The organism is Dysgonomonas sp. PH5-45, from assembly GCF_029893235.1.
Taxonomy (GTDB): Bacteria; Bacteroidota; Bacteroidia; order Bacteroidales; family Dysgonomonadaceae; genus UBA1309.
Genome location: NZ_JARXWE010000006.1, coordinates 62,491 through 84,436, shown reverse-complemented (window position 1 = coordinate 84,436; position 21,946 = coordinate 62,491). Strand labels below are relative to the sequence as shown.

The following is a 21,946-nucleotide window of genomic DNA, read 5'->3' as shown; positions in this document are numbered from 1 at the left end:
CTTTTTTTATTGTTTCAAAAAAGCCCTTGCCGCTTCTATTATGGTATCAATGCCTTGGTTCATATCCTCGTCGGTCATGTCTACCCTAATATCAGGCTCTATACCAAACTCGATGTGTTGTTTCTGAGCATTCAGCATCGGGCTGGCCGAAAAACGGACTGCCCATCCGTTTGGTATTTCGCAGGTGAAAGGCAAACCGCTTCCCCCACCCGTGCGGTCGCCTACGATAATTGCATTGGGGGCATAAGTCATGGCATTAACAAAATCGTTTGTAGCGCTATAACTGCTACGGTTGGTCAACACAGCTACTTTTTTCTGGTAACGCACTCCGTCCGACGGTTCTATATAGCGGGCATATGGTTTCGAAAAATCGTTATGCCCTTTCCCCGTTTTATGGAGAATATAGCCTACAAGTGTTTTCTTTTCGAAGAAACGACCAGCCAATTTATCGACATTAGTAAGCTCCCCACCTCCATTATTCCTTACATCAATAATTATGCCTTTGCAAAGAGCCAAACGTGATATTACCTGACTGATATTGCCCTCGCCTATGCCATCCGAAAAGCTTTCGTAATAGATGTAACCTATATTATCTTCCAATATCTTATACTTCAGGCCACTAGCTATGGAGTAGTCTGTTCCCAGATAGTTTTTTTGTATTTTTTCATCAAAATTGTCAGGATAATCTTCTTTCCACCTCCAATAACGGCCAAATTCGTGGCTGGCCGATAGGTTTACATGTCCGTCACGGAGTTCGGCAAGCATTTCGCACAAGACATCGAAAAATGCATCCTGCCCCATGTTTTCGCTAATGCGCTTAGCATATCGCCCGTGGACTTCTTTCCAATCAACGTCTTTGTATTCAAAAAAGCAATACCGCTCGTCCATGATATCCCAAAGGGCTTGGAAATTATCTTTTCGAGACGTGCCGTATTCCTTTTCATCGAAGCACGATGAAAACAGAAAACCCAAAAGCAATATATATAATAACTTAAACCTCATCGCATTTTTTCTATGGTAATACATATTTTGCCAAATCATCGAACGAGAACCGGAAGTAATTCAAATCGACATCTCCATCCACACCGTTTAGCTTTCCTTTGTGCGAAAACTGCCAGATTACCCAGTTTGGCACATCGCTGTCGCTTGGCTCCTCATGCAGGTTGCATATCCAGACAGGATTATCGGGCAATACGTTTTTTACATAAAGCTTATAACAATCTTTATTGGTATAAATGATAGGATGAACGCCATAATGTTCAAACAACTCACTTTCGAGTACTCTGAGTTCTCTGGTAACATTAAGCAAATAGGTTGTATCTGCCGAATAAACGTTTACGGGAGAATGCTCTACATCGATAGCGGGAATCAAATCGCCTGCCCCACACTTAGCCGTGCGGATAAAGTGCGCAGCTTGCTCTCTGCCCGAAGCACCAAACGAAAAGAAGTGATAAGCTCCTACTTTTATGTTCGCCTCTTTTGCCTGTTTATAATTGTACTTGTAGTTGCGGTCTTCGTGTTTCACCCCCTCAGTTGCTTTAAGATACGCAAACGAGATATTCTGTTCGGCAGCGGCAAGCCAGTCTATTATCGGATTGTGATGCGAGAGGTCTATCCCCCTGACAAAATACTTATCAGAATAGCCACCATCCCCAAAAGAATTGAACTGCCTGAAATATTTATTGTAAACCGTATGCCCCACCACCAAAGCTAAAATAAAAAAAACAACCAGTACGGATATTTTTTTTACCTGTCTGAGTTGCTTCTTTTTCATGATGAGAAGGTAGTTCTTTTTCTTTAACCAAAAACTTCGGACAAAGACTTTCCTTCTTTATCTTTTTCCGAAAGTATCATATCTTCTATTTTCACCCCCCAGTCTATGCCAATAGCCGGATCGTTCCACATTATCGTTACTTCCGATTGTGGAGCATAGGCATTATCTACTTTATAGAGGAACACTGCTTCGTCGCTCAACACAGCAAAACCATGGGCAAAACCACGAGGAATGAATAGTTGTTTTTTATTTTCTTCCGACAATTCTACCGCAACATGCCGGCCATAGGTGGGAGATCCCTTGCGAACATCTACCGCAACGTCCAACACACGACCTTTGAGTACACGCACAAGTTTTGCCTGCGAATACTCTCCTTTTTGTATATGCAATCCGCGCAGAACACCTTTCGTGGATTTCGATTCGTTATCTTGTATGAAGTTTATTTTACCAACGTTTTCTTCAAAGTCCTTTTGTTTGAAGGCCTCCATAAAATACCCTCTGTCGTCGTTAAACACACGGGGTTCAATCACCCATACACCTTTTATTTCTTGCTCTGTAAATTTCATTACCTTTTGTGTATTCTTTCTTTATGTTTATATCAAATTCAGCAAATATTGGCCATAGGCTGTTTTATCAAGCTTCCGCCCCAACTCCAATAGTTTACTATCGTCAATCCACCCATTGCGCCATGCTATTTCTTCAATACATGCAACATAAAAACCTTGGCGGTTCTGAATAGTTTCTACAAAGTTCGACGCTTCGAGTAAACTATCGCAATTGCCGGTATCTAACCAAGCAAAACCACGTCCAAACAGTTCTACTTTCAGTGTACCTTCCTGCAGGTAACACTTATTCAAATCCGTAATTTCGTACTCGCCACGAGCCGATGGCTTCAAGGCTTTAGCTTTTTCGACCACAGTACTGTCATAAAAATACAGTCCCGGAACAGCGTAGTTCGATTTAGGCATTGCAGGTTTTTCTTCGAGCGAAACTACGTTTCCTTCCTTATCGAACTCCACCACCCCATATGCACGGGGATCTTTAACATAATACCCAAACACGCACGCGCCTTTATTTATCATTGCCGCGCGTCTCAACATGGCCGAAAATCCTTGTCCGTAAAACATATTATCGCCCAAAATCAAACAACCGGGTTCTCCTTGCAGGAATTCTGCTCCCAAAACAAAAGCCTGTGCCAATCCGTTGGGAGTTTCTTGTATCACATACTCAAATTTCATTCCCAACTCTTCGCCCGTACCTAACAGTTCCCTGAACATCGGCAAATCGCGCGGAGTAGAAATAATCAGCACTTCACGTATACCGGCCAACATCAGTGTAGACAACGGATAATAAATCATTGGTTTGTCGTAAACCGGCATTATTTGTTTCGAAATAGCTTTAGAAAGAGGATACAACCGTGTAGCACTTCCTCCGGCAAGAATTATTCCCTTCATTTTTTCAAGTTTGAGTTTCTATATAAAATAATGATGCAAAGATAACATTAAAAAGCATTTAATCGAATATCCGGAGCGGATACTACATTAATTTTAGATAATTATACAAACCATCAAAAGACGAAAACTCCTTCGTTTCATCTTTATATATGGCTTTAATATTAGCAGCCGATTTCACCACAACCAACAAATCGGCCTCACCTTCGGAGGCAACAATCCTATATCCGGCACGGGCAAAAAAGTTGTGAGTCCAGTAAGCCAAAACACCTTCCGCAGCAAGAAATACACTTTTAGACGGTTTATAAAGAGGTCTGAAACGACCTGTTTCTTTTTCGAAGATAATATTGTTTTGCCCAAAAAAGCCAGCCATCTTATCCGAGAGAATAACATCCTCCGTTATACCACATATCAAACCATCAGTGGGAGACAGCATCCAAAGCCTATCGGCAAGCATCAACGTTAATTCTATATCGTGTGTCGACAGTAAGACCGCTTTATTTTGGTTTACTGCCAAATTGTGTAAAAGGTTCATTATCTCAATACGGCTCGATACATCAAGAAAAGCCGTAGGCTCGTCCAGTAAAACGATGGGGCATTCCTGAGCTATGGCTTTAGCTATCATCGCCTTCTGGCGTTCGCCGTCCGACAGTTCCGCCACATACGATTTTGCTTTATGTGCAATACCGACATCTTCCATCGCCTTTTGTACAATAGCCTTATCGCCACCATTCAGCCTACCCCAGAAGCCTGTATAGGGATAGCGTCCCAGTGATACCAATTCCGTAACCGTAAGCCCACCAACAGATGTTTTGTCGGTCAGTACGATTCCCAATATTTGGGATAGTTCCTGCTCTTTGTATTCCGTAAGTTTTTTGTTTTTGATATACACATCTCCGCCTAAAGCAGGTTGCATGGCACTTAATGTGCGCAATAAGGTTGATTTTCCTGCCCCGTTGTTTCCCAACAGGCAAGTCAATTCTCCTTGGCGGAGGTCGAAAGACAGGTTATCGTACAATGCCAATCCTTTGTTATTGCCCGAAGCCGAATAACCTATGCTCAAACTGCTTGATGATATAATGCCTCGTACCTGCTCCATCAGTTAAAATATTGTATTTTTCGCTGGTTAATAATAACATACAATATAACAGGTACACCCAATACCGGAGTTATGGCATTGAGGGGAATAACACCCCCTTGTCCGGGCAAAACACTCAACAGGTTGCACAGCAGAGCGATAAAAGCTCCGATAAGCATCGTTAAAGGTAGTAATGACTTATGATTGGAGGTTCCCAACACCAAACGCACCATGTGCGGAACAGCCAATCCGATAAAAGATACAGGACCGCAATAGGCGGTAGTAATAGCCGTCAGTAAGCCGGCGCAAAGCAGCAAGAGCAATCTGACCATTCTTATGTTCACTCCTAAGTTGGCAGCATACCTTTCGCCCAACAATAGGGCATTCAACGGCTTCATCAACAAAACAGACAGGATTAAACCTACCGAAACAGTGATGCAATAAAAAGGCAATTGGCTGGACGATATACTCGAAAAATTGCCCATTCCCCACATCGTGTACGAAAAAAGGCTTTCGCTATCGCTGAAAAATTTAAGTAATGTGATAACCGACGAAGTCAGATAACCTACCATTATACCTATAATCAACAGCATAACATTGTTTCTGACCACCGAGGCAAAACCTATGATAACCGCCAGAATGACCAACGAACCCAGAAAAGCGCCCACAACAACCATCATCGATTGCGAAAAGTCGAACCCCGCTATTCCACCTGTTATTCCACCCATAAAGAGGATAACAAGAGCAACACCCAGACTTGCACCTGAGGTTATACCCAAAATACCCGGATCGGCAAGCGGATTGCGGAAAGATGTTTGTAGTAATAGCCCCGAAACCGCAATTCCACCACCCGTAAACAAGGCTGTAACAACTTGTGGTAAACGCGATTCGAGCACGATATGCGTCCATGCCTCACGCTCTACTGTTTTGCCCAGAAGTATGTCAATAACCATTCCGGCAGGAATAGATATCGAACCGAAAAACAGATTAGCAAAGAACAGCAAAACTATTCCCAGCAAAACAAATACGGTATAGGCAATTGTTTTTTGCATCTTTGGTTTATCAGCCCCTTATTTCTAAGGCTTACAAAGCTAATTATTTTCTTTGAGTTTAACGGAATAAAAAAACCGGATAAAAAGGAACATCCCTATCCGGCTTTCTATATCTATAATTAGCTTATTAAGCTTTTACACGCTCTACATACGATCCGTCCTTGGTATTGATCTTAACTTTTTCGCCAGTGTTAATAAACAGCGGAACACGGATTTCGGCTCCGGTTTCAACAGTTGCCGCCTTCAATGTATTTGTAGCTGTGTCGCCTTTAAGGCCTGGTTCTGTATAAGTAATTTCAAGGATAACGTTCTGGGGAAGTTCGGCTGTCAATATCGTTTCCGATTCGGCATGCACTTGTACTTCAACCATATCGCCCTCTTTAAGGAAAGCCACGCCTTCAATCTGTTCTCCGGGAATAGATATCTGTTCATAGGTTTCCGTATTCATAAAGTTGTAGCCCATATCGTCTTTATACAAATATTGGTATGGGCGTCTTTCGATGCGAACTTCATCTATCTTAACACCGGCATTGAATGTTTTGTCTATAACACGGCCGGTTTTTACATTTCTTAGTTTTGTACGAACAAACGCTGCGCCTTTTCCGGGTTTTACGTGCAGGAATTCGATAATCATCAGATATTGACCATCCAAGTCAATGCACATTCCGTTCTTAATATCAGCAGTAGTAGCCATAAAGTAGTTTATATTTAATATGTTTAGTTGAAATTATTTTCGCAGCGCAAAGATATAAAAAAATGAAAGAACTGAAAGAAACAGAGTGTTATAATATGCAGAAAGGGTTATTTGGGGTTTTTTATAATAAAAATAAAAACCATTCGTTTAAACCAATAGATATTAAACTGTTATGTGCTATGAAAAACCTAAAAATATTTATCACCCAATATTTGCCTTACATTTATTTTATAGGCATAGCTGCTTTTTGGTTTGTCGATAACCTGAGCGGGGGACATGTAAACTACTTTATGATTGGTATTGCCTCTGTTTTAATCTTTCAGATTTTCCTTAAAAACAACATTTTAGGAATTATCTTAGGTTCGATATTGGGTATATTATCGTTATATATGGTACTTGCCGTACTGTCGGATGTTTGGAAATTCGACACACTCTGCAAGGAAGCTATTACTTTGCTGATTGTTGGTTCCGGCTTTTTCGGGACAGGTGTTGTAATGGCTATCCTCATGGTGCTGTTCGGCATAAAACAACTGTTTGTCAGAAAAAGTATTTGTTCAAAAAATCCATAAACCGCTCTTTGTACGAATCCGACACAGGAATATACTCTTTGCCAAAAACGATGCAATTCCGTTCAATGGTTTTTATCTTATCAAGGTTAACTATAAAAGAACGATGCACGCGCATAAAGCGGGACGAAGGCAGCTTTTCTTCGAGCGACTGCATGCTCATCAGCGAACTGACAGGCTCTTTTTCGTCTTCAAGATGGAACTTCACATAATCTTTCTGATTTTCGATATAAAGAATATTATCGAAATCGAGCTTCTCCATCCTGTACCCCGACTTTATAAAGATACTTGTATTGTTAGAGCCAGCCACCGATTCGCTTGTTTCCAGCAACCTGAACCACTCCAAAGCCTTATTCACCGCTTGCAAAAACTCGGAATAGCTGACAGGCTTCAATAGGTAGTCTAAAGCGTTCAGCCGAAAACCTTCCAGAGCATATTGGTCGTATGCGGTAGTGAATATAACCTTTATATTAGAGTCGATAGTTTTTGAAAACTCCATGCCGCTTATCTGTGGCATATTTATATCCAGAAACAGGATGTTGACACCACCCGTCCGCAAAAGTTCCGTTGCTTCAAGAGGATTCTCGAATGCACCTACAAGGTCGAGTGTAGGCGTCTGGTTCACATACGATTTCAACAAGTCGATGGCCAGAGGTTCGTCGTCAATAATAACACATTTCAGTTTCATACGTCTTGATTTATTTCCGGTATATTCAACTAAAGTTTATCCTAAGCATAGCAAAAAAATGATTATCGCGCTTTTCGGTAACAAAATCATGTTTATTCGGATATAAAAGATTCAAGCGCTGAGTCATATTAGCCAAGCCTATACCCGAATTACGGGCTTCAATATCTATTCGCCTTTCGGGCTCATCTTCGCGAATACTGTTTTCGACCGTGCAAATTACACCTTTTCCTTTCTCTACTAAAATCTTTATATCTATAAAACTATCCTTGCCTACGGTGATACCGTGCTTAAAGGCATTTTCTATAAGGGTTATAAACAGCAAAGAGGCTATTTTATCATCGCTGTCGTTTCCATCTATCAACACATTCAGCTTTACGTTCGCCCCTATTCGTAACTTCATCAAATCGATGTAATTACGTGTAAATTCAAGCTCCTTTTTCAGAGGCACAAACTGTTGATCTTCGTCATAAAGCACGTAGCGCAACAAGCTGCTTAGCCTGTGTACCGACTCCTGCGCTTTACTCTGATCGATAGCTATAAGGGAATATATATTGTTGAGCGTATTGAAAAGAAAATGCGGATTCAACTGGCTGCGCAGGTTTTTCAAATCGGCTTCCAATTGTATGCTTTTAACTTTTTCGAGGTTAATAGAGTCTTTATACCAACGTACTGTTGCTCGCATGGCAACACTTAGGCCTATTGAAAAAATAATCATCAGATAATCGCTAATAACCTGCATAGCAAAAGGAGGGCGAGGACCTCTGGGGCGAACCTTCATGCCCCCACCATGATAAGGTTCCATAGGCGGCGGGCCACTTTTCATATCAAATATTGAATTCAATATTACCGATTGAAAGCCAACAAGCAGCACTATTAATACCACATTTATGATAAAATACGTAACAAACCGTTTTGCAAAAAGGTATTTGTTTATGAGGTATAAATAATTGACATAAAACAAAACCGCGCATATTCCTATTCTGACAAGAAAAGAAATGTATGGACGGGCAACAAACTCACCCGAGCGGGTCATTATAAAAATCGGAATTACCAACACAATACCCCACACAAGGATATGGCTTAATGGCATTACAAAGTGTTTCCATTTCATACTCCAGAACCTTTTTTACGGTTTATTCATACCTTAAAGCTTCTATCGGGTCAAGGTAAGAAGCTTTCTTGGCCGGATACCAACCAAAGAAAATACCTGTTGCCGTACAAACAATAAAAGACAAAACTATAGTATAAATCTGAATATCGATAGGCCAAGCCATAATATTTTTTACAGCAAAAGCACTGCCTATGCCCAAAATCACACCTATCACACCTCCTGTCACACTCAAAAGAATGGCCTCTATCAAGAATTGCATCAGTATATCCCGGCCCTTTGCCCCGATAGACATACGCAAGCCTATCTCGCGGGTACGTTCCGTCACCGACACATACATGATATTCATGATACCTATACCGCCCACCAAGAGCGAAATACCGGCAATACAAGCCAAAAGCACGGTCATCATATCGGTTGTAGAACTCATCATTGATATTAGTTCTTTTTGCGAACGCACATTGAAGTCGTCCTCATCGTTCGCTCCTATTTTGTGACGTACACGCAGCAGGTCTTCAATGCTGCTTATGGCATCTTCGGTAGCATCCTCGCTCACAGCCGAAACGGCTATCGACTGGATATAAGTAATAGCCAAAATACGCTTCTGAACGGTTGTATAGGGAGCTATAATCAAATCGTCCTGATCCATACCCATCGTGTTATCGCCTTTCGAAGTTAGCACACCAATAATGCGGAATGGTATTTTATTGAACCGGATGGTTTGCCCTACCGGATCTTCACCATTAGTAAACAGGTTATCCACCACGGTTTGCCCCACAAGGCAAACTTTAGCAGATGTTTTTACTTCGGCATCGGTAAACATATCGCCCTGCGCTACTGTATGTTTACGGATATCCAGATACGAAGGAGCTACTCCATATACTGTTGTGGGAGAGTTATTAGCTCCATAAATTACCTGTCCGGAAGAAGATACTTCGGGCGTAGCCGCCGAAATATATTCGGCCTCGTCCCTGATTGCCTCATAGTCCTCCAATTTAAGGGTTTGCATGCTCGAGGCACTTTGTCTTACACCTCCAAACTGACCTGTTCCGGGACGAATATTTATCATGTTCGACCCCATAGTCGATATCTGGTCTTGAATGCTTTTTTTAGATCCCTGCCCTATTGCCAACATCGTAATAACCGATGCAACACCTATTATGATGCCCAGCATGGTAAGGAATCCCCTGAACTTATTACCACTCAGAGCCCGAAAAGCTATTTTAAATAGATTAACAAAATTCATTCTGCTTGATTGTCTTTTAGTTTTCTTTAGGCAAAGTTTCTAATACACTCTTTGCCGATTTTATATCGCTGTTGTATGTATCTTCTTTTATCCGTCCGTCCCTGATTACAATGTTGCGGCTACTGAACTGTGCTATCTCGGGGTTATGCGTCACAAAAATAATTGTGCGGTGCTCCTGCTGATGCATACGTTGCAGCAATGTCAAGATCTCGAACGACGTGCGGGTATCCAAATTCCCCGTTGCCTCGTCGGCAAGAATAATAACAGGCTCGTTTACCAAAGCACGGGCTATTGCCACACGCTGTTGTTGCCCGCCCGACATCTGGTTCGATTTATGGTTAAGCCTGTCGCCCAGCCCTACTTCGTTTAGCGATTTGATAGCCCTTTCGTGCCGTTCTTTTGCCGAAACCGACGAGTTGTACATCAACGGTAACTCAACGTTCTCGATGGCCGTTGTTTTAGGCAGCAGATTGTACGACTGAAAGATAAACCCGATCTTTCGGTTTCGTAATGTTGCCCTGTCGTTCTTGCCCATTAAGCGGACAGAATTTCCATCCAGATAATACTCTCCTTGGGTAGGAGTATCCAAACAACCCAATATATTTAATAGCGTAGACTTACCCGAACCACTTGTACCCATGATAGTTACAAATTCGCCTTCGTTGATAGTGAAATCAAGCCCGCGCAAAGCGTGAACAATTTCTTCGCCAACCACAAAGTCGCGTTTCAGGTTTTCGACCCTTATTATTTCCTTAGCCATACTATTATGTATATATTACTTTTTCTTATTTCCACCGGGACGTTGAGGCATAAACGGACTGGTTTCAGCCTGTTCCGACGGGGCGGGAACCATTTCCATTTTCTGACCAAGGCCAGTAACCACTTGTTCGTCTTTCTGCAATCCGTCCAAAATTTCGGTATAAATCTCATCGGCAACACCAACCGTCACAATTTTGGAAACCAGTTTATTGCCTGCCTTAACCCACACCACCTTTTTACTTTTATCTCTGCCGTCAACCTGAACCGCTTGTCCGATAATTATACCGGGAATCTGTTTCAATATATCCTGCGAAGGTGTGAAACGGAAAGCCTTTGTAGGTATTTTCAGAACATTATTTTTTTCGAGGGTATAGATATTAACATTGGCCGTGAGTCCTGGTTTGAGCTTTAGGTCGGGGTTGGGGGCATCTATCACCACCTCGTAGGTAACAACATTCGATGTTGTTGTGGCTTCCAAACGCACCTGCACCACCGTACCCGCAAATTCATCGTTCGGGTAAGCATCTACCGTAAACGAAACCCTCTGCCCTTCGGCCACATTGCCTATATCGGCTTCATCCACATTGGCAATAACCCTCATCTTTGTTAAATCGTTGGCAATAGTAAAAAGGGTTGGCGTACTGAACGAGGCCGCAACGGTTTGTCCTTCTTCAACCGCCCGCGAAATAACTACACCGTCTATCGTCGATGTAATGGTTGCATATCCCAGATTGGTACGGGCTTTCAGAACAGCAGCCTGCGATGAGGTTACGGCAAGTTTCGCAGTTTTATATGTCATTTCGGCATTTTCCCAATCGGCTTTACTGATAGCCTGTTTTTCCCACAATTCCTTCTGGCGATTATAGTTTTTCAGTTGGTTCTGATATTCAACTTCTTTCGAACTAAGATTGGCATTAGCCGTTTCGAGTTCCGATGTTAAAAGCCTTGTATCGAGTTCTGCCAAAACCTGCCCGGCTTTTACCACTGAGTTATAATCGACATATATCTTCGATATCACGCCCGATACCTGTGTACCTACTTCCACCAGCGTAATTGGCTCTACGGTCCCGGTTGCCGTTACCGACATAGATATATCGCCGTTCTGTACAGCGGCTACATCCAAAGCCATTTCGTTTTTCTGATGCGATGGCCAAAAGAAAAATGCTGCTCCTAAAACAACCACAATGGCTACCAATATTATCAAATATTTTTTATTTTTCTTGTTCATATCCTGTTTATATAATAATTGAAAGTTTTTGACTTTTTATTTTTATAGTGTTATATCCTGTCCTTGATAGAAATTAAGTAATTTAAGGCTCAACAGAGCAGTATATTTGGCTTGAAGTAACTCCTGCAAAGCGTTTACATGGTTTGTTTTTTCGGTTGTAAGTTCCACCGTATTACGTAATCCTAACGAGAACTGTTCCTGTACAAGCGTATAGCTCAGTTCGGCAGACTTCAGCTTATCTTTGGCCGAAAGATATTTGCTCTGCGCCGACACAGCATCCTGATACAAGCTTTCGATGGTGCGCAGCAGCGTTTTCCGGGTATCGAGTACATTCAACCGCGAGGTTTGTATATCGAGGTTTGCTTTACGGACTTTCGATTCGGTTTGCTTATTGTCGAAAATGGGAATACTTACCGTCAGCCCAACGCTCTGTGTGAAATTACGATCCAGTTGAGTTCCGTAAGCAGTACCCCCGTTCCACGAATTGGCCGTACCCAAACTACCCGAAAGCGAAACTGTTGGCAAATAGCCGGCCTTTGCCGACGACTTATTCAGCTTTGCTATCTGAACATCCATTTCGCTACTTTTAATTTCGGGCATGATATTCAGAGCCGTACGGTATATGTCTTCCTTGGCCGGCAACATAGACAGTACCTGACTATCGTCAATATCGGGGAATTCGGGTTCGAAGTCCACATCATAATCCAGTTCCAACAACTGTTTCAGTTGTAGTTTATAATTATCGAACGAATTTTGCGCTACCACCAGATTATACTTATCCGAACTGTATTGGGCTTCTACCTGAGCATAATCGCTCATAGTTATACTGCCTGCATCCAGAAAAGTTTTTGATTGGTCTAACTGAACCTTGGTAGAGGCAACCGTATTTTCGTTATTCTTAATAGATTCGCGGCTATACAGCATTTGCAGATATGCCTGTGTAATTTCTATTTCGATATTATTTTGTATGTACTGGGTGTTTAACTGCTCGGCGTTTTTATTGAGTTTTGCCAGTTCTATATTGTTCAGGTTTTTACGCCCGTTATACAAAACCACATTTGCCGAAAGGTTGTAACGCCCACCAAAAGAACTCTCATATTTATAGTTTTTCTGGGCATTCTTGGCATTATTAAACTCCTGCGATACGCTCCCCGACAGACTGGGAAACAATTCGGCTTTCGACTGCGAAATATCTACATCATAGCCTTCGGTTGCGATTCTTGATTTCTGTACCTGAATGTTGTTTTCGCGGGCATAGTCGATACACCCTCTTAGCGTCCACGTTTGCTGAGCAAACAAACCCGAAGCCGATATCAACAACAATGCCGAGACGCTTACTACTTTGGTTATTTTGTTCATATATTTGTTTATTTTCTGCTTTCTTTAAAAACCGACACCCTCGTTGGGCATCACCATATCTCTTGGAGGCATACCGGGTCTCATTGGTCGGGGTTCATGCCTTCTGAATTCTATCTTTTCTTTCTGTTCAAGAAAAACCGAATACTGTTCGGCCGATAATATCTTCTTATATTTCTTATCGGCTTTCTCTTTCGTTTTTTCTATCTTAGAATCTATCTTGTCGATCTTTTTCCGGAGTTTTTCTGTTTCCTTCTGGTCGGGCTCTTCTCCATGTGCGGGAAGGGGTATCAAGTCTCGTTTTTGGCCCATCAGTTCCATTATTTTTTTATGTTCTTCCGATAAGGCTTTACCCAACTTTTCCCTTTGGCTGAGTGTTAAATCCGGGATATCGGGCATGTGTGTTATAGCAAAATTCTCATCTACATCACTTTGCATCCTTTCCATAGGTGGGCGTCCGTTGCCCGCCCCTCGCCGGCCAAAATCGCCACCCATCGGAGGCTGCTGTGCTGATAGGCTAAGACCGATTGCCCCCAGAGTTACAACTGTTACAATATTCTTCATGACACAAAACTGTGTTAGACATTATTTTTTTAACAAATGTATTTTGTATCGGAAAAGGGCACAATGATAATCGACAGATAACGGAAATCTATCGACAAAGAACTTAAAATGGGGGAAAACCGGACTTTAGGCTTCAAAAACCTTCATCTGGCAGTTTTGGCAGTCGAATTCAAGGCGAAGGATAGTATCATTATAACGCAACTGATAAGGCTCCTGATACGGGCTGCGCGCACCTTTTTCTTTGGGACACCACCCAAGGGAATGCTTAATGCAATGTCGTGTAAACATCAGAGGAACGGACGTTTGCGGATGCTTCTCGAAGGCATATTCTTTCACCTGCGATTGATGTTGTTCGTAAAACAGTTTGCTTTTCCGATTCATCACATTGCCCAAATAAGTGACCTGTGCCACAGGATAGGGATGAAAGGTAGACCTGAGGTGTACTTCGCTTATATGATGTGTGGATATTCTGGTGGCTAATAGCTTATCGGTAATCTGCCTGCGCCAATCGGAAAGGACGGAGACAGGGATAAACCAATTTGCCGAAAATTGCAAATCGACATCCGTTATCCGGAATATTGTGTTTCCTGTTTTACTCAGATTCGCTTTAATATTGTCCGACTGTTCTTTCTGAGCAGGTTCTAAAGGATAAGGTATATCAATTGATGCGGTGATGCCTTCTTCGTCCTCTATTTTGAGCAGGAATCCATCCGGTTTTTCTGAAAGAACTATGCTTGCTTCTATCTTACGTTCGGCCGATTTTTTAGACAGTAGTTTCTCGAACTCATGGTCGTAGTTCCGGTATATGGAAATGCCTTTGCGCAGGCGGACATTATTTTCGGCAGGGAATATCTTTTCACCATCCACACGGTTAATCCTTATGCCTTGTAATTCTTTATGCTCATCCAAAAAGCACAATCCGTCACCGTTATTAAGCCGCTTAGTAGCAGAAAGAGTGAAAAAGCGGTCAAAAACATCCCTGACTTTCCCTATCGGCTCTCCTACCGACTTTGGAGAATTTAAAGACCAAATATCTGATATACGACCATTTAAGAAGTATTTTGTAAAGCCCCGATTGAAGCTTTTTTCGGGGTTAGGTTCGAACAAATGAGTAGATTCACCAACCGACGAACGGACGTATTCGGGGCGTTGGCCTATTATCTTATCCAGCTGTTGACGGTAGTAAGCCACCGTATTTTTTACATAAGTCACGTCCTTCAACCGCCCTTCTATTTTCAGGGAGCTTATCCCGGCATCGAGTAAATCTTCCAATTGGTCAGACAGGTTGTAATCTTTCATCGACAGCAAATATTTCTTCTGCTGTATCATTTCTCCTTCCGCATCAAGTAAATCGTAAGGCAAACGGCAAAACTGTGCGCAAGCACCCCGGTTTGCACTCCGTTTAGACAGTGCCTCGCTCAGGTAGCACTGCCCGCTATACGATACACACAACGCACCGTGTACAAAGGCTTCGAGCGGAATAGTTGTTTCGGACGATATTTTTTTTATTTCCGTAAGTGAGAGTTCGCGGGCAAGAACAACTTGGCTGAATCCGGCTTCTTCCAAAAATTTCACTTTATCGGCTGTCCTGTTATCGCATTGAGTACTGGCATGCAAGGCTATCGGGGGTAAATCGAGCATTAAAATGCCCATATCCTGTATTATAAGGGCATCTGCTTTTGCATTATATAAATCCCATATCAATTTCTGGGCATCGGGCAATTCTTCGTCTTTCAGTATAGTATTCAGCGCAACATATACCCTTGCCCCAAATTGGTGGGCATACTGGGTTAAGGTGGCTATATCATCAATCGTACTGCCTGCCGCAGACCTTGCGCTAAACTTAGGCGCGCCAATATACACGGCGTCGGCTCCATGATTGATAGCTTCTATCCCACACTCTAAGTTTTTGGCAGGGGCAAGCAGTTCTATTTTACGGGCTTTAATCAATTTTTATTCACTTTTTAAAATCAGATAATCCAGACCTATATACATAATAATTCAGCCAATTATTGTATAGCAGATATCTATGAGCCGCCCATCGGCAAAGGGGCTTGCAGGAAGGATTATCGTCCCTGTAATAATGCTTAGGAATTTCTATATCAAGTCCTTTTCCCTTATCGCGCAGATATTCATTATGCAGCCTGTAAGGCGGATATTCGGAATGCCCTGTTACATAGATTTCGCGGCCATTGCGCCCCACAACAATATAAAGACCGGCCTCGTCCGATTCTGAAACAATCTCTAATTCGGGCGAAGTGATATCTTCGCGCCTTATTTCCGTATAGCGGCTGTGCGGCGCATAAAATTCGTTGTCAAAACTTCGGGTTAACTCAGTATTTTCACTACTTACACGATGCTTAAACACTCCAAACTTTTTTTGCGACAGCAAATGCTTAGGTACACCATAAAACCTATATAAAGCGGCTTGCGCAGCCCAGCAAATATAAAACGTAGAAGGAACATTATTGTGCGCCCAGTCAAAAATTGCGGAAAGCTCAGGCCAATAACTAACAGCCTCGTATTCTAAGAGTTCAACAGGAGCGCCCGTCACAATCATTCCATCGTAGTTCTGACCATGGATTTCGTCGAAACTTTTATAGAACATCTGCATATGTTCTTGTGGAGTATTTTTTGACTGATGAGTTGTCAGTTTCAGAAAATCTATTTCAATAGGTAATGGCGAGCCGGAAAAAATGCGAACCAAGTCTGTTTCCGTTTCAACCTTAAGCGGCATCAAATTCAACACCAACAATCTGATTGGCTGCATATTCTGCATACCATATTCAGATTGAGGTTGAATAAAAATCCCCTCTTCTTTTAACAATTTTATTGCAGGGAAGTTATATGGTAAATTTACAAGCATTTTTAGTTTTCGAGAAATTAATGGTTCGCCACACAAAGTTAGTAATTATTATCAACTGCCTTATAGTCCGAACTTAGCAGGAATACTATCCATTATGCAGAAAAGTTCGTCCATTGTATTTGCCCTGAGCATAGCCACACGCGTCGGTTTGAAATCAGGGATGCCTTTAAATATGCTGCTTGCTGCCAAATGACGGCGGCTGTGGATTATTCCCCCACGCTCGCCTACACGGGCAACGTTGTCTTGTATCATCTCTTTCAGTATATCCAAGTACCAAACAAAAGGCTGTTTGGCCTTACACTCACCTGTTTGCAGGAGGTGTTTCACCTCTTCAAAAATCCAAGGAGAGCCTATGCTTGCCCGCCCAATCATTACGGCATCGACACCCGTTTCGTCAAACCTCTGTTTACAACCCTCCGGCGAAGAAACATCGCCATTGCCGATAATAGGTATCCGCATACGGGGATTGTTCTTTACATCGCCTATAAGCGTCCAATCGGCCTCGCCTGTGTACATCTGGCTACGGGTACGCCCGTGTATTGTCAGAGCCTGAATACCGGTATCCTGCAAGCGTTCGGCAAGCGGAACTATAATCTTAGAATCGTGATCCCATCCTAAACGGGTTTTTACCGTAACCGGGATTTTCACAGCCCGGACAACCGCCGCTGTTATCTCCACCATCAAATCGGGTGTGCGCATCATACCCGAACCTGCACCTTTGCCCGCCACTTTTTTTACGGGGCAGCCAAAGTTTATATCCAATATATCGGGGTTGGCTTCTTCGCAAATCTTAGCCGCTTGGACCATTGCATCAACATCCCTGCCATAAATCTGAATGGCCACAGGGCGTTCCCGCTCGCTTATCTCAAGCTTTGCCATACTCTTGTTCACTCTGCGGATAAGAGCGTCGCTCGATACAAATTCGGTATAAACCATATCCGCACCAAAGCGTTTGCACAAGAGGCGAAAAGCAATATCGGTAACATCTTCCATCGGAGCCAAAAAAACGGGGCGATGGCCAAACTCTATATTTCCTATTTTCATCGAAGGGAAACCTTATTCTTTTTTTAGTACAAAAAAGCACAAACCCTAAGAATTTGTGCTTTCCCAACTGATTTGTGTATGCAAAGATACACAATATTTTTATTTTGTTACTTGCAGAATCCAATCTGTAATATCTTGCAACACTTGCGGATTTATTGTTTCTTCAATCTGGTTGTATTCTGAAATCTGCCCTGTTTGGCATTGTTGAAATAAATGATTCAAACCCGCGTATTTTTTCACAGTAACATTTTTGTTCCCGTTGTTTTTCAGTATTGTTTCGATGGCTGTCAGGTTCATATCAGCCGGTACTTGCAGGTCTTTGTCTCCATTGAGGGCAAGAACAGGACATTTTATTTTCTTTAAATCGCTCGCAGGGTCGTACTTCAGGAAAGCAATATACCAAGGAGAAGTCATGGGGCGCATTTCGGTTTCAATTTTCTTTTTCAGGTTCTCGTCTTTAAGCATATCGGGCGGTATGGTTTTCGTGATATCGGCGTAAAGTTCTTTTTTCAATTCGTCCAGACTCTTATCTTGCGTAAGCAAAGCATATCGGTTTCTGAGTATCGGTTCTTGAAACTTCCACTGAAAGTCGGTCACTCCACCCGCTTTTACTATTGCTTCGGCTTGTTTCAAGATCAAACTGTCGCCCTTCACTCCCGGGCCGGCAAGCGAAATGATGTAAGCCACATCTTTATTTGCGGCTGCTTGCTTAAAAGCAACCGAGCCACCCTCGCTATGGCCTAACATCCCTATTTTTCGGGGATTTATATCCTTTCGTGTTTTCAGGTAACTCAAAGCGGCAGCGGCATCTGTGGCAAAATCGTCAGTAAGAGCCGACCCGAAATCGCCTTCAGACTCTCCTACCCCTCTGTCGTCGAAACGCAAAACAGCTATGCCATTGCGGGTTAGGTAATCGGCAATCACCAAAAACGGTTTATGACCCATTATTTCTTCGTTTCTGTTCTGGGCTCCACTACCTGTAACCAGTACTACGGCGGGAAAGTTTTTTCTTTCGGCGGGCATAGTAAGAGTTCCGGCAAGGGTAATATCTGCATTTTCGTTTCCGAATTTCACATCTTCGGTTTTATAAGGGAATGGCGCTTTAGGCTCTTGCGGACGCTTAGGCTGCTCTGTTTCGCCCTTCACCATGTCCAACGGCATATCCATACCTTGTGTAAATATGCCATATAGTTTCCCGTCGTCTTTCAGTTCGCCTGTGTACGAAGCTCCTACATTGGGCATTTCTATCGTAAGAATATTACCTTGGAAATTAGTTGCTCCGGTAGGAATACCTTTTGCCCCTTGATCGGGACTATCGAATGTGGCCGAATAGCCATCGTTTGTTTTTACTATATGGAAAACAACGGTCAACGAACCATTAGGCAGGGCAAGTTTACCGCTCCAAGTACCTACCACATCTTGCGCCAAGACGAAAGAAAACGGCAATAAAAAAAACATCGACAAGAAAATAAAAAACTTTTTCATAGCTATACTATATAAATTTTGAAGTTATCAGAGAAAAAATAAGCAGATTCAGTATGTCTGTCAAGATAAGGGTGACAATAAAAATAACAATGCCTTTCGCCCCCTTTATATCGGTCGATACCCTAAAAGCATTATACAGCAAGGCTATATACCACACAACAAGTACCAGCAGAATCAGCCCGAAAATTATCACATTGATAAACTCGTGCGATATGCCCAATGTTTGGTTTGTTGCGGCTTGTGTTATATTTTGCACGAAGCTTTTCATATCTATATCCTTAACCAGAAAACAAGCTATCGCCGCGAAAAGATATGGATATCTTGACAAGGTGACCGTACCCAAAACATCCTGAAAACGCACACCTTTCGAGAAAATAAGCCCCGCAACGTACATCAGCGCAACCATACATAACAATCCTTGAATTTGTAGCATAAAGGCAGGCAGAAGAGTAGCCGACGGTCCTATATAGCGAATATTCATTGCTCCCGAAAAATAGTTTCCGGTCGCACAGGCTATGTAAACACTCACAGCTACAATGACAGCGCCTATCCCGAAAGCCTTCCACCCGGCAATGCGACTGAAAGGATTGTAGAGTAATTTGAGCCAATCATTATTTTTCATACGATTCTATATTTTTTATTATTTCGTTCAACAAATTTCGTACTGTTGGATAACTCAGGTTCAATTCTTTCGACATATCTTTCAAACTTCCGCTGTGTTTAACAAACTTGAGGATAAAATCCTGATATTGGGGAGGCAAAAGAGCCAACACAGGTAAATGGTACTTGCCCGACACCTCGGTTTCACATTTTTCGCACAGCAGGCTCTTAACCTTCAGTTGTGTTTTACAGCTGGGACAATAGCAAGGTAACATATAATCTCATTTATTAGAATACTATATTTACAAAAGTAAAAAAATATTTCAATAAAACAAACTTATAAATAAATAATATTAAAACAATAGTGAATATTATTTAACAATAAATACAATATAATTAATAAATATAACCCGTAGTGCATTTAGAAAGTTTATATCAAATAATTTATTATAAACATTTTATAGCATTTGTCATTCTGAACAAAGTGAAGAATCTCTGTATTATTTATTAAAGATCCTTCGTTACACTCAGGATGACAAAAAATGATTGTATTATTTTTCAGATAATTATCTTTTGTTTCCTAAATGCACTACGGGTTAAATATACTGAATTGACTTTTTAATTAGTGTGATACACAAAGAAATACCTTTTCTGTTTTGGTTATTAGCAGGCAAAGTACTATCTTTGCACCGCTTTTATAGCTCCCTCGTGTGATGGGAATAAGGAAGCAATCCTTTATTTGAGTAACACATTTAATTTTAAAAACAAAATGAAAACATTTGAACTATCGGGTTCTTTAAGAACAGAAGTAGGCAAAAAAGCCACAAAAGCCATACGTAGAGACGAAGCAATTCCTGCTGTAATTTATGGTGGTGCCGATTCCAAAGACGCTATTCACTTTACCGTAGCTAATACAGATGTTCGTAAACTTATTTACACACCTGAAATTTTCTTGGTAAACTTAATTATCGACGGAAAAGAATATAAAGCTATTCTTAAAGATATCCAATTCCATCCGGTAACCGACCGTATTCTTCACTTAGACTTCCTTCATGTATTCGACAACAAACCTATCGTTATTGATGTACCTGTTGTTCTTGACGGATTGGCAGAAGGTGTTAAGGCTGGGGGTAAACTATCGCTCGACTTGCGTAAACTTAAAGTTAGAGCCCTTTATAATGTAGTTCCTGAAAAACTTCATATCAATATAGAACACTTAGAACTTGGTAAATCTGTTCAAGTTGGCGAATTGGCATTCGAAGGCCTTGAATTGCTGAATGCTAAGAATGCTGTTGTATGCCGCGTTCAATTGACTCGTGCAGCAAGAGGACTTGCAGCTAAAAACAAATAATTTGCCGAACAAGAAAATTATTGATGAAATACTTGATTGTAGGGTTAGGTAACATCGGAAGAGAATACGAATATACCCGACACAATATAGGATTCAGAGTATTGGACGCTTTAGCTAAGGCGTCCAATATTGTTTTTGCCGACAGGCGTTATGGCTTTGTTGCCGAAACTAAGGTAAAGAACAAAACATTGGTTTTGCTCAAACCTTCCACATACATGAACCTGAGCGGAAATGCCGTAAGATACTGGATGCAGCACGAAAAAATACCGTTAGAGAATGTTCTTGTTGTTGTTGACGACATAGCACTTCCTTTTGGCTCCCTGCGCTTGAAAGGCAAAGGCAGCGATGCCGGCCACAACGGACTGAAACACATACAAACCACTTTTGCCACACAAAATTATTCACGTCTACGTTTTGGTATTGGCAACGATTTTCCGAAAGGTGGACAGGTAGATTATGTGCTGGGCGAATTTTCGGAAGAAGAAGAAAACGCCTTGCCCGAACGCTTGGAAACCTGTGGTGAAATCATAAAAACATTCTGCCTTGCAGGTTTGCAGAACGCAATGAATCAGTACAACAATAAATAAAGGGTTTTTGATATGAAAGAAGGCTGTATTGAAGTTAGAATAGATAAATGGCTCTGGGCCGTACGTTTATTCAAAACACGCTCCATAGCCATTGAGGCATGTAAAAAAGGGCGCGTTATGATGAATGGAAACTCCCTGAAAGCCTCCAAGATGATAAAGGTGGGAGACATCATTCAGATAAAAAAACCACCTATCACTTATTCCTTCAAGGTGCTTGCCCTGACCGAAAAAAGGATGGGAGCAAAACTTGTTCCTGATTTTCTGGAAGATGTAACTCCTCAGGCAGAACTCGATATTCTGGAATTAAGCAAACTGAGCGGATTTGTGGACCGTGCCCGTGGAACAGGTCGTCCAACAAAAAAAGACCGCCGCGACTTGGAATGGTTCACCTCGGCCGAAAACTTTTTCGACTTCGATTCGAACGACGAATAGTTCCTCCCCCCTCTTTT

Annotated in this window: 24 protein-coding genes; 4 read left to right on the top strand and 20 right to left on the bottom strand. The window is 41.9% G+C overall.

Going from position 1 to position 21,946, the window contains the following annotated elements; translation table 11 throughout:
* Positions 1–6 precede the first annotated feature (6 nt).
* The 7 genes from M2132_RS03800 to efp form a co-directional block, all read right to left on the bottom strand.
* On the bottom strand, positions 7–1,002 hold the full coding sequence (locus tag M2132_RS03800; protein ID WP_280671496.1) for a S41 family peptidase: 996 nt from the start codon (positions 1,000–1,002) through the stop codon (positions 7–9).
* Positions 1,003–1,012: 10 nt separating this feature from the next.
* On the bottom strand, positions 1,013–1,774 hold the full coding sequence (locus M2132_RS03795; RefSeq protein ID WP_280671494.1) for a glycoside hydrolase family 25 protein: 762 nt from the start codon (positions 1,772–1,774) through the stop codon (positions 1,013–1,015).
* A gap of 23 nt (positions 1,775–1,797) precedes the next feature.
* Positions 1,798–2,340, bottom strand: a complete 543-nt coding sequence (gene rfbC, locus M2132_RS03790; RefSeq protein ID WP_280671492.1) for a dTDP-4-dehydrorhamnose 3,5-epimerase — start codon at positions 2,338–2,340, stop codon at positions 1,798–1,800.
* A 27-nt stretch (positions 2,341–2,367) separates the two neighbouring features.
* Positions 2,368–3,228 carry a glucose-1-phosphate thymidylyltransferase RfbA gene (gene rfbA / locus M2132_RS03785; protein WP_280671490.1) on the bottom strand — a complete coding sequence of 287 codons (861 nt, stop codon included), beginning with the start codon at positions 3,226–3,228 and terminating at the stop codon, positions 2,368–2,370.
* An 82-nt stretch (positions 3,229–3,310) separates the two neighbouring features.
* Positions 3,311–4,324 carry an ABC transporter ATP-binding protein gene (locus M2132_RS03780; protein WP_280671488.1) on the bottom strand — a complete coding sequence of 338 codons (1,014 nt, stop codon included), beginning with the start codon at positions 4,322–4,324 and terminating at the stop codon, positions 3,311–3,313.
* Positions 4,324–5,355, bottom strand: coding sequence for an iron ABC transporter permease (locus M2132_RS03775; protein WP_280671486.1), 1,032 nt, complete (start codon positions 5,353–5,355; stop codon positions 4,324–4,326). Before M2132_RS03775 ends, M2132_RS03780 begins: the two co-directional genes overlap by 1 nt.
* A gap of 127 nt (positions 5,356–5,482) precedes the next feature.
* Positions 5,483–6,049, bottom strand: coding sequence for an elongation factor P (efp, locus tag M2132_RS03770; protein ID WP_280671484.1), 567 nt, complete (start codon positions 6,047–6,049; stop codon positions 5,483–5,485).
* A gap of 179 nt (positions 6,050–6,228) precedes the next feature.
* Here efp and M2132_RS03765 point away from each other — a divergent pair, with 179 nt between their 5' ends.
* Positions 6,229–6,618, top strand: a complete 390-nt coding sequence (locus tag M2132_RS03765) for a hypothetical protein (protein ID WP_280698205.1) — start codon at positions 6,229–6,231, stop codon at positions 6,616–6,618.
* Here the strand turns inward: M2132_RS03765 and M2132_RS03760 are convergent.
* The 13 genes from M2132_RS03760 to M2132_RS03700 all read right to left on the bottom strand — a co-directional run bounded on the left by M2132_RS03760 (position 6,587) and on the right by M2132_RS03700 (position 19,834).
* Positions 6,587–7,303 carry a LytTR family DNA-binding domain-containing protein gene (locus tag M2132_RS03760; RefSeq protein ID WP_280671480.1) on the bottom strand — a complete coding sequence of 239 codons (717 nt, stop codon included), beginning with the start codon at positions 7,301–7,303 and terminating at the stop codon, positions 6,587–6,589. The genes M2132_RS03765 and M2132_RS03760 overlap by 32 nt on opposite strands.
* 25 nt (positions 7,304–7,328) lie before the next feature.
* Positions 7,329–8,414: a sensor histidine kinase gene (locus M2132_RS03755; RefSeq protein WP_280671478.1), complete on the bottom strand. Its 1,086-nt coding sequence runs from the start codon at positions 8,412–8,414 to the stop codon at positions 7,329–7,331.
* A gap of 22 nt (positions 8,415–8,436) precedes the next feature.
* Positions 8,437–9,657 carry an ABC transporter permease gene (locus M2132_RS03750; RefSeq protein WP_280671476.1) on the bottom strand — a complete coding sequence of 407 codons (1,221 nt, stop codon included), beginning with the start codon at positions 9,655–9,657 and terminating at the stop codon, positions 8,437–8,439.
* Positions 9,658–9,673: 16 nt separating this feature from the next.
* Positions 9,674–10,417 carry an ABC transporter ATP-binding protein gene (locus tag M2132_RS03745; protein ID WP_280671474.1) on the bottom strand — a complete coding sequence of 248 codons (744 nt, stop codon included), beginning with the start codon at positions 10,415–10,417 and terminating at the stop codon, positions 9,674–9,676.
* A 15-nt stretch (positions 10,418–10,432) separates the two neighbouring features.
* Entirely contained in the window at positions 10,433–11,644 is a 1,212-nt protein-coding gene (locus tag M2132_RS03740) for an efflux RND transporter periplasmic adaptor subunit (protein ID WP_280671472.1), read from the bottom strand.
* Between the two features lie 42 nt (positions 11,645–11,686).
* A complete protein-coding gene (locus M2132_RS03735) occupies positions 11,687–13,003 on the bottom strand; it encodes a TolC family protein (RefSeq protein ID WP_280671470.1) in 1,317 nt (438 codons plus the stop codon).
* A 24-nt stretch (positions 13,004–13,027) separates the two neighbouring features.
* Complete coding sequence (locus M2132_RS03730; RefSeq protein ID WP_280671468.1) at positions 13,028–13,564, bottom strand: hypothetical protein; 537 nt, start codon at positions 13,562–13,564, stop codon at positions 13,028–13,030.
* Between the two features lie 126 nt (positions 13,565–13,690).
* Positions 13,691–15,514, bottom strand: coding sequence for a U32 family peptidase (locus tag M2132_RS03725; RefSeq protein WP_280671466.1), 1,824 nt, complete (start codon positions 15,512–15,514; stop codon positions 13,691–13,693).
* A 7-nt stretch (positions 15,515–15,521) separates the two neighbouring features.
* Positions 15,522–16,430, bottom strand: coding sequence for a homoserine O-succinyltransferase (metA, locus tag M2132_RS03720; RefSeq protein WP_280671464.1), 909 nt, complete (start codon positions 16,428–16,430; stop codon positions 15,522–15,524).
* A gap of 60 nt (positions 16,431–16,490) precedes the next feature.
* A complete protein-coding gene (gene dusB, locus M2132_RS03715; RefSeq protein ID WP_280671462.1) occupies positions 16,491–17,474 on the bottom strand; it encodes a tRNA dihydrouridine synthase DusB in 984 nt (327 codons plus the stop codon).
* 99 nt (positions 17,475–17,573) lie between these two features.
* Complete coding sequence (locus M2132_RS03710; RefSeq protein WP_280671461.1) at positions 17,574–18,959, bottom strand: S9 family peptidase; 1,386 nt, start codon at positions 18,957–18,959, stop codon at positions 17,574–17,576.
* Between the two features lie 7 nt (positions 18,960–18,966).
* A complete protein-coding gene (locus M2132_RS03705) occupies positions 18,967–19,581 on the bottom strand; it encodes a YIP1 family protein (RefSeq protein ID WP_280671460.1) in 615 nt (204 codons plus the stop codon).
* The gene (locus M2132_RS03700; RefSeq protein WP_280671459.1) at positions 19,571–19,834 is read right to left on the bottom strand and encodes a DUF2089 family protein; all 264 of its coding nucleotides are present in this window, start codon (positions 19,832–19,834) and stop codon (positions 19,571–19,573) included. The genes M2132_RS03705 and M2132_RS03700 overlap by 11 nt, the downstream gene beginning before the upstream one ends.
* Positions 19,835–20,328: 494 nt before the next feature.
* On the opposite strand from M2132_RS03700, the gene M2132_RS03695 reads away from it, so the two are divergent.
* The 3 genes from M2132_RS03695 to M2132_RS03685 are packed head-to-tail and all read left to right on the top strand — an operon-like array spanning position 20,329 to position 21,929.
* On the top strand, positions 20,329–20,910 hold the full coding sequence (locus M2132_RS03695; RefSeq protein ID WP_280671458.1) for a 50S ribosomal protein L25/general stress protein Ctc: 582 nt from the start codon (positions 20,329–20,331) through the stop codon (positions 20,908–20,910).
* Between the two features lie 23 nt (positions 20,911–20,933).
* Entirely contained in the window at positions 20,934–21,497 is a 564-nt protein-coding gene (gene pth / locus M2132_RS03690; RefSeq protein WP_280671457.1) for an aminoacyl-tRNA hydrolase, read from the top strand.
* Between the two features lie 12 nt (positions 21,498–21,509).
* Positions 21,510–21,929: an RNA-binding S4 domain-containing protein gene (locus tag M2132_RS03685; protein WP_280671456.1), complete on the top strand. Its 420-nt coding sequence runs from the start codon at positions 21,510–21,512 to the stop codon at positions 21,927–21,929.
* Positions 21,930–21,946 lie beyond the last annotated feature (17 nt).

Coding starts and splice junctions, on each gene's coding strand:
- M2132_RS03800 (WP_280671496.1), bottom strand. CDS start 1,002: ATGAGGTTTAAGTTATTATATATATTGCTTTTGGGTTTTCTGTTTTCA.
- M2132_RS03795 (WP_280671494.1), bottom strand. CDS start 1,774: ATGAAAAAGAAGCAACTCAGACAGGTAAAAAAAATATCCGTACTGGTT.
- rfbC (WP_280671492.1), bottom strand. CDS start 2,340: ATGAAATTTACAGAGCAAGAAATAAAAGGTGTATGGGTGATTGAACCC.
- rfbA (WP_280671490.1), bottom strand. CDS start 3,228: ATGAAGGGAATAATTCTTGCCGGAGGAAGTGCTACACGGTTGTATCCT.
- M2132_RS03780 (WP_280671488.1), bottom strand. CDS start 4,324: ATGGAGCAGGTACGAGGCATTATATCATCAAGCAGTTTGAGCATAGGT.
- M2132_RS03775 (WP_280671486.1), bottom strand. CDS start 5,355: ATGCAAAAAACAATTGCCTATACCGTATTTGTTTTGCTGGGAATAGTT.
- efp (WP_280671484.1), bottom strand. CDS start 6,049: ATGGCTACTACTGCTGATATTAAGAACGGAATGTGCATTGACTTGGAT.
- M2132_RS03765 (WP_280698205.1), top strand. CDS start 6,229: ATGAAAAACCTAAAAATATTTATCACCCAATATTTGCCTTACATTTAT.
- M2132_RS03760 (WP_280671480.1), bottom strand. CDS start 7,303: ATGAAACTGAAATGTGTTATTATTGACGACGAACCTCTGGCCATCGAC.
- M2132_RS03755 (WP_280671478.1), bottom strand. CDS start 8,414: ATGAAATGGAAACACTTTGTAATGCCATTAAGCCATATCCTTGTGTGG.
- M2132_RS03750 (WP_280671476.1), bottom strand. CDS start 9,657: ATGAATTTTGTTAATCTATTTAAAATAGCTTTTCGGGCTCTGAGTGGT.
- M2132_RS03745 (WP_280671474.1), bottom strand. CDS start 10,417: ATGGCTAAGGAAATAATAAGGGTCGAAAACCTGAAACGCGACTTTGTG.
- M2132_RS03740 (WP_280671472.1), bottom strand. CDS start 11,644: ATGAACAAGAAAAATAAAAAATATTTGATAATATTGGTAGCCATTGTG.
- M2132_RS03735 (WP_280671470.1), bottom strand. CDS start 13,003: ATGAACAAAATAACCAAAGTAGTAAGCGTCTCGGCATTGTTGTTGATA.
- M2132_RS03730 (WP_280671468.1), bottom strand. CDS start 13,564: ATGAAGAATATTGTAACAGTTGTAACTCTGGGGGCAATCGGTCTTAGC.
- metA (WP_280671464.1), bottom strand. CDS start 16,430: ATGCTTGTAAATTTACCATATAACTTCCCTGCAATAAAATTGTTAAAA.
- dusB (WP_280671462.1), bottom strand. CDS start 17,474: ATGAAAATAGGAAATATAGAGTTTGGCCATCGCCCCGTTTTTTTGGCT.
- M2132_RS03710 (WP_280671461.1), bottom strand. CDS start 18,959: ATGAAAAAGTTTTTTATTTTCTTGTCGATGTTTTTTTTATTGCCGTTT.
- M2132_RS03705 (WP_280671460.1), bottom strand. CDS start 19,581: ATGAAAAATAATGATTGGCTCAAATTACTCTACAATCCTTTCAGTCGC.
- M2132_RS03700 (WP_280671459.1), bottom strand. CDS start 19,834: ATGTTACCTTGCTATTGTCCCAGCTGTAAAACACAACTGAAGGTTAAG.
- M2132_RS03695 (WP_280671458.1), top strand. CDS start 20,329: ATGAAAACATTTGAACTATCGGGTTCTTTAAGAACAGAAGTAGGCAAA.
- pth (WP_280671457.1), top strand. CDS start 20,934: ATGAAATACTTGATTGTAGGGTTAGGTAACATCGGAAGAGAATACGAA.
- M2132_RS03685 (WP_280671456.1), top strand. CDS start 21,510: ATGAAAGAAGGCTGTATTGAAGTTAGAATAGATAAATGGCTCTGGGCC.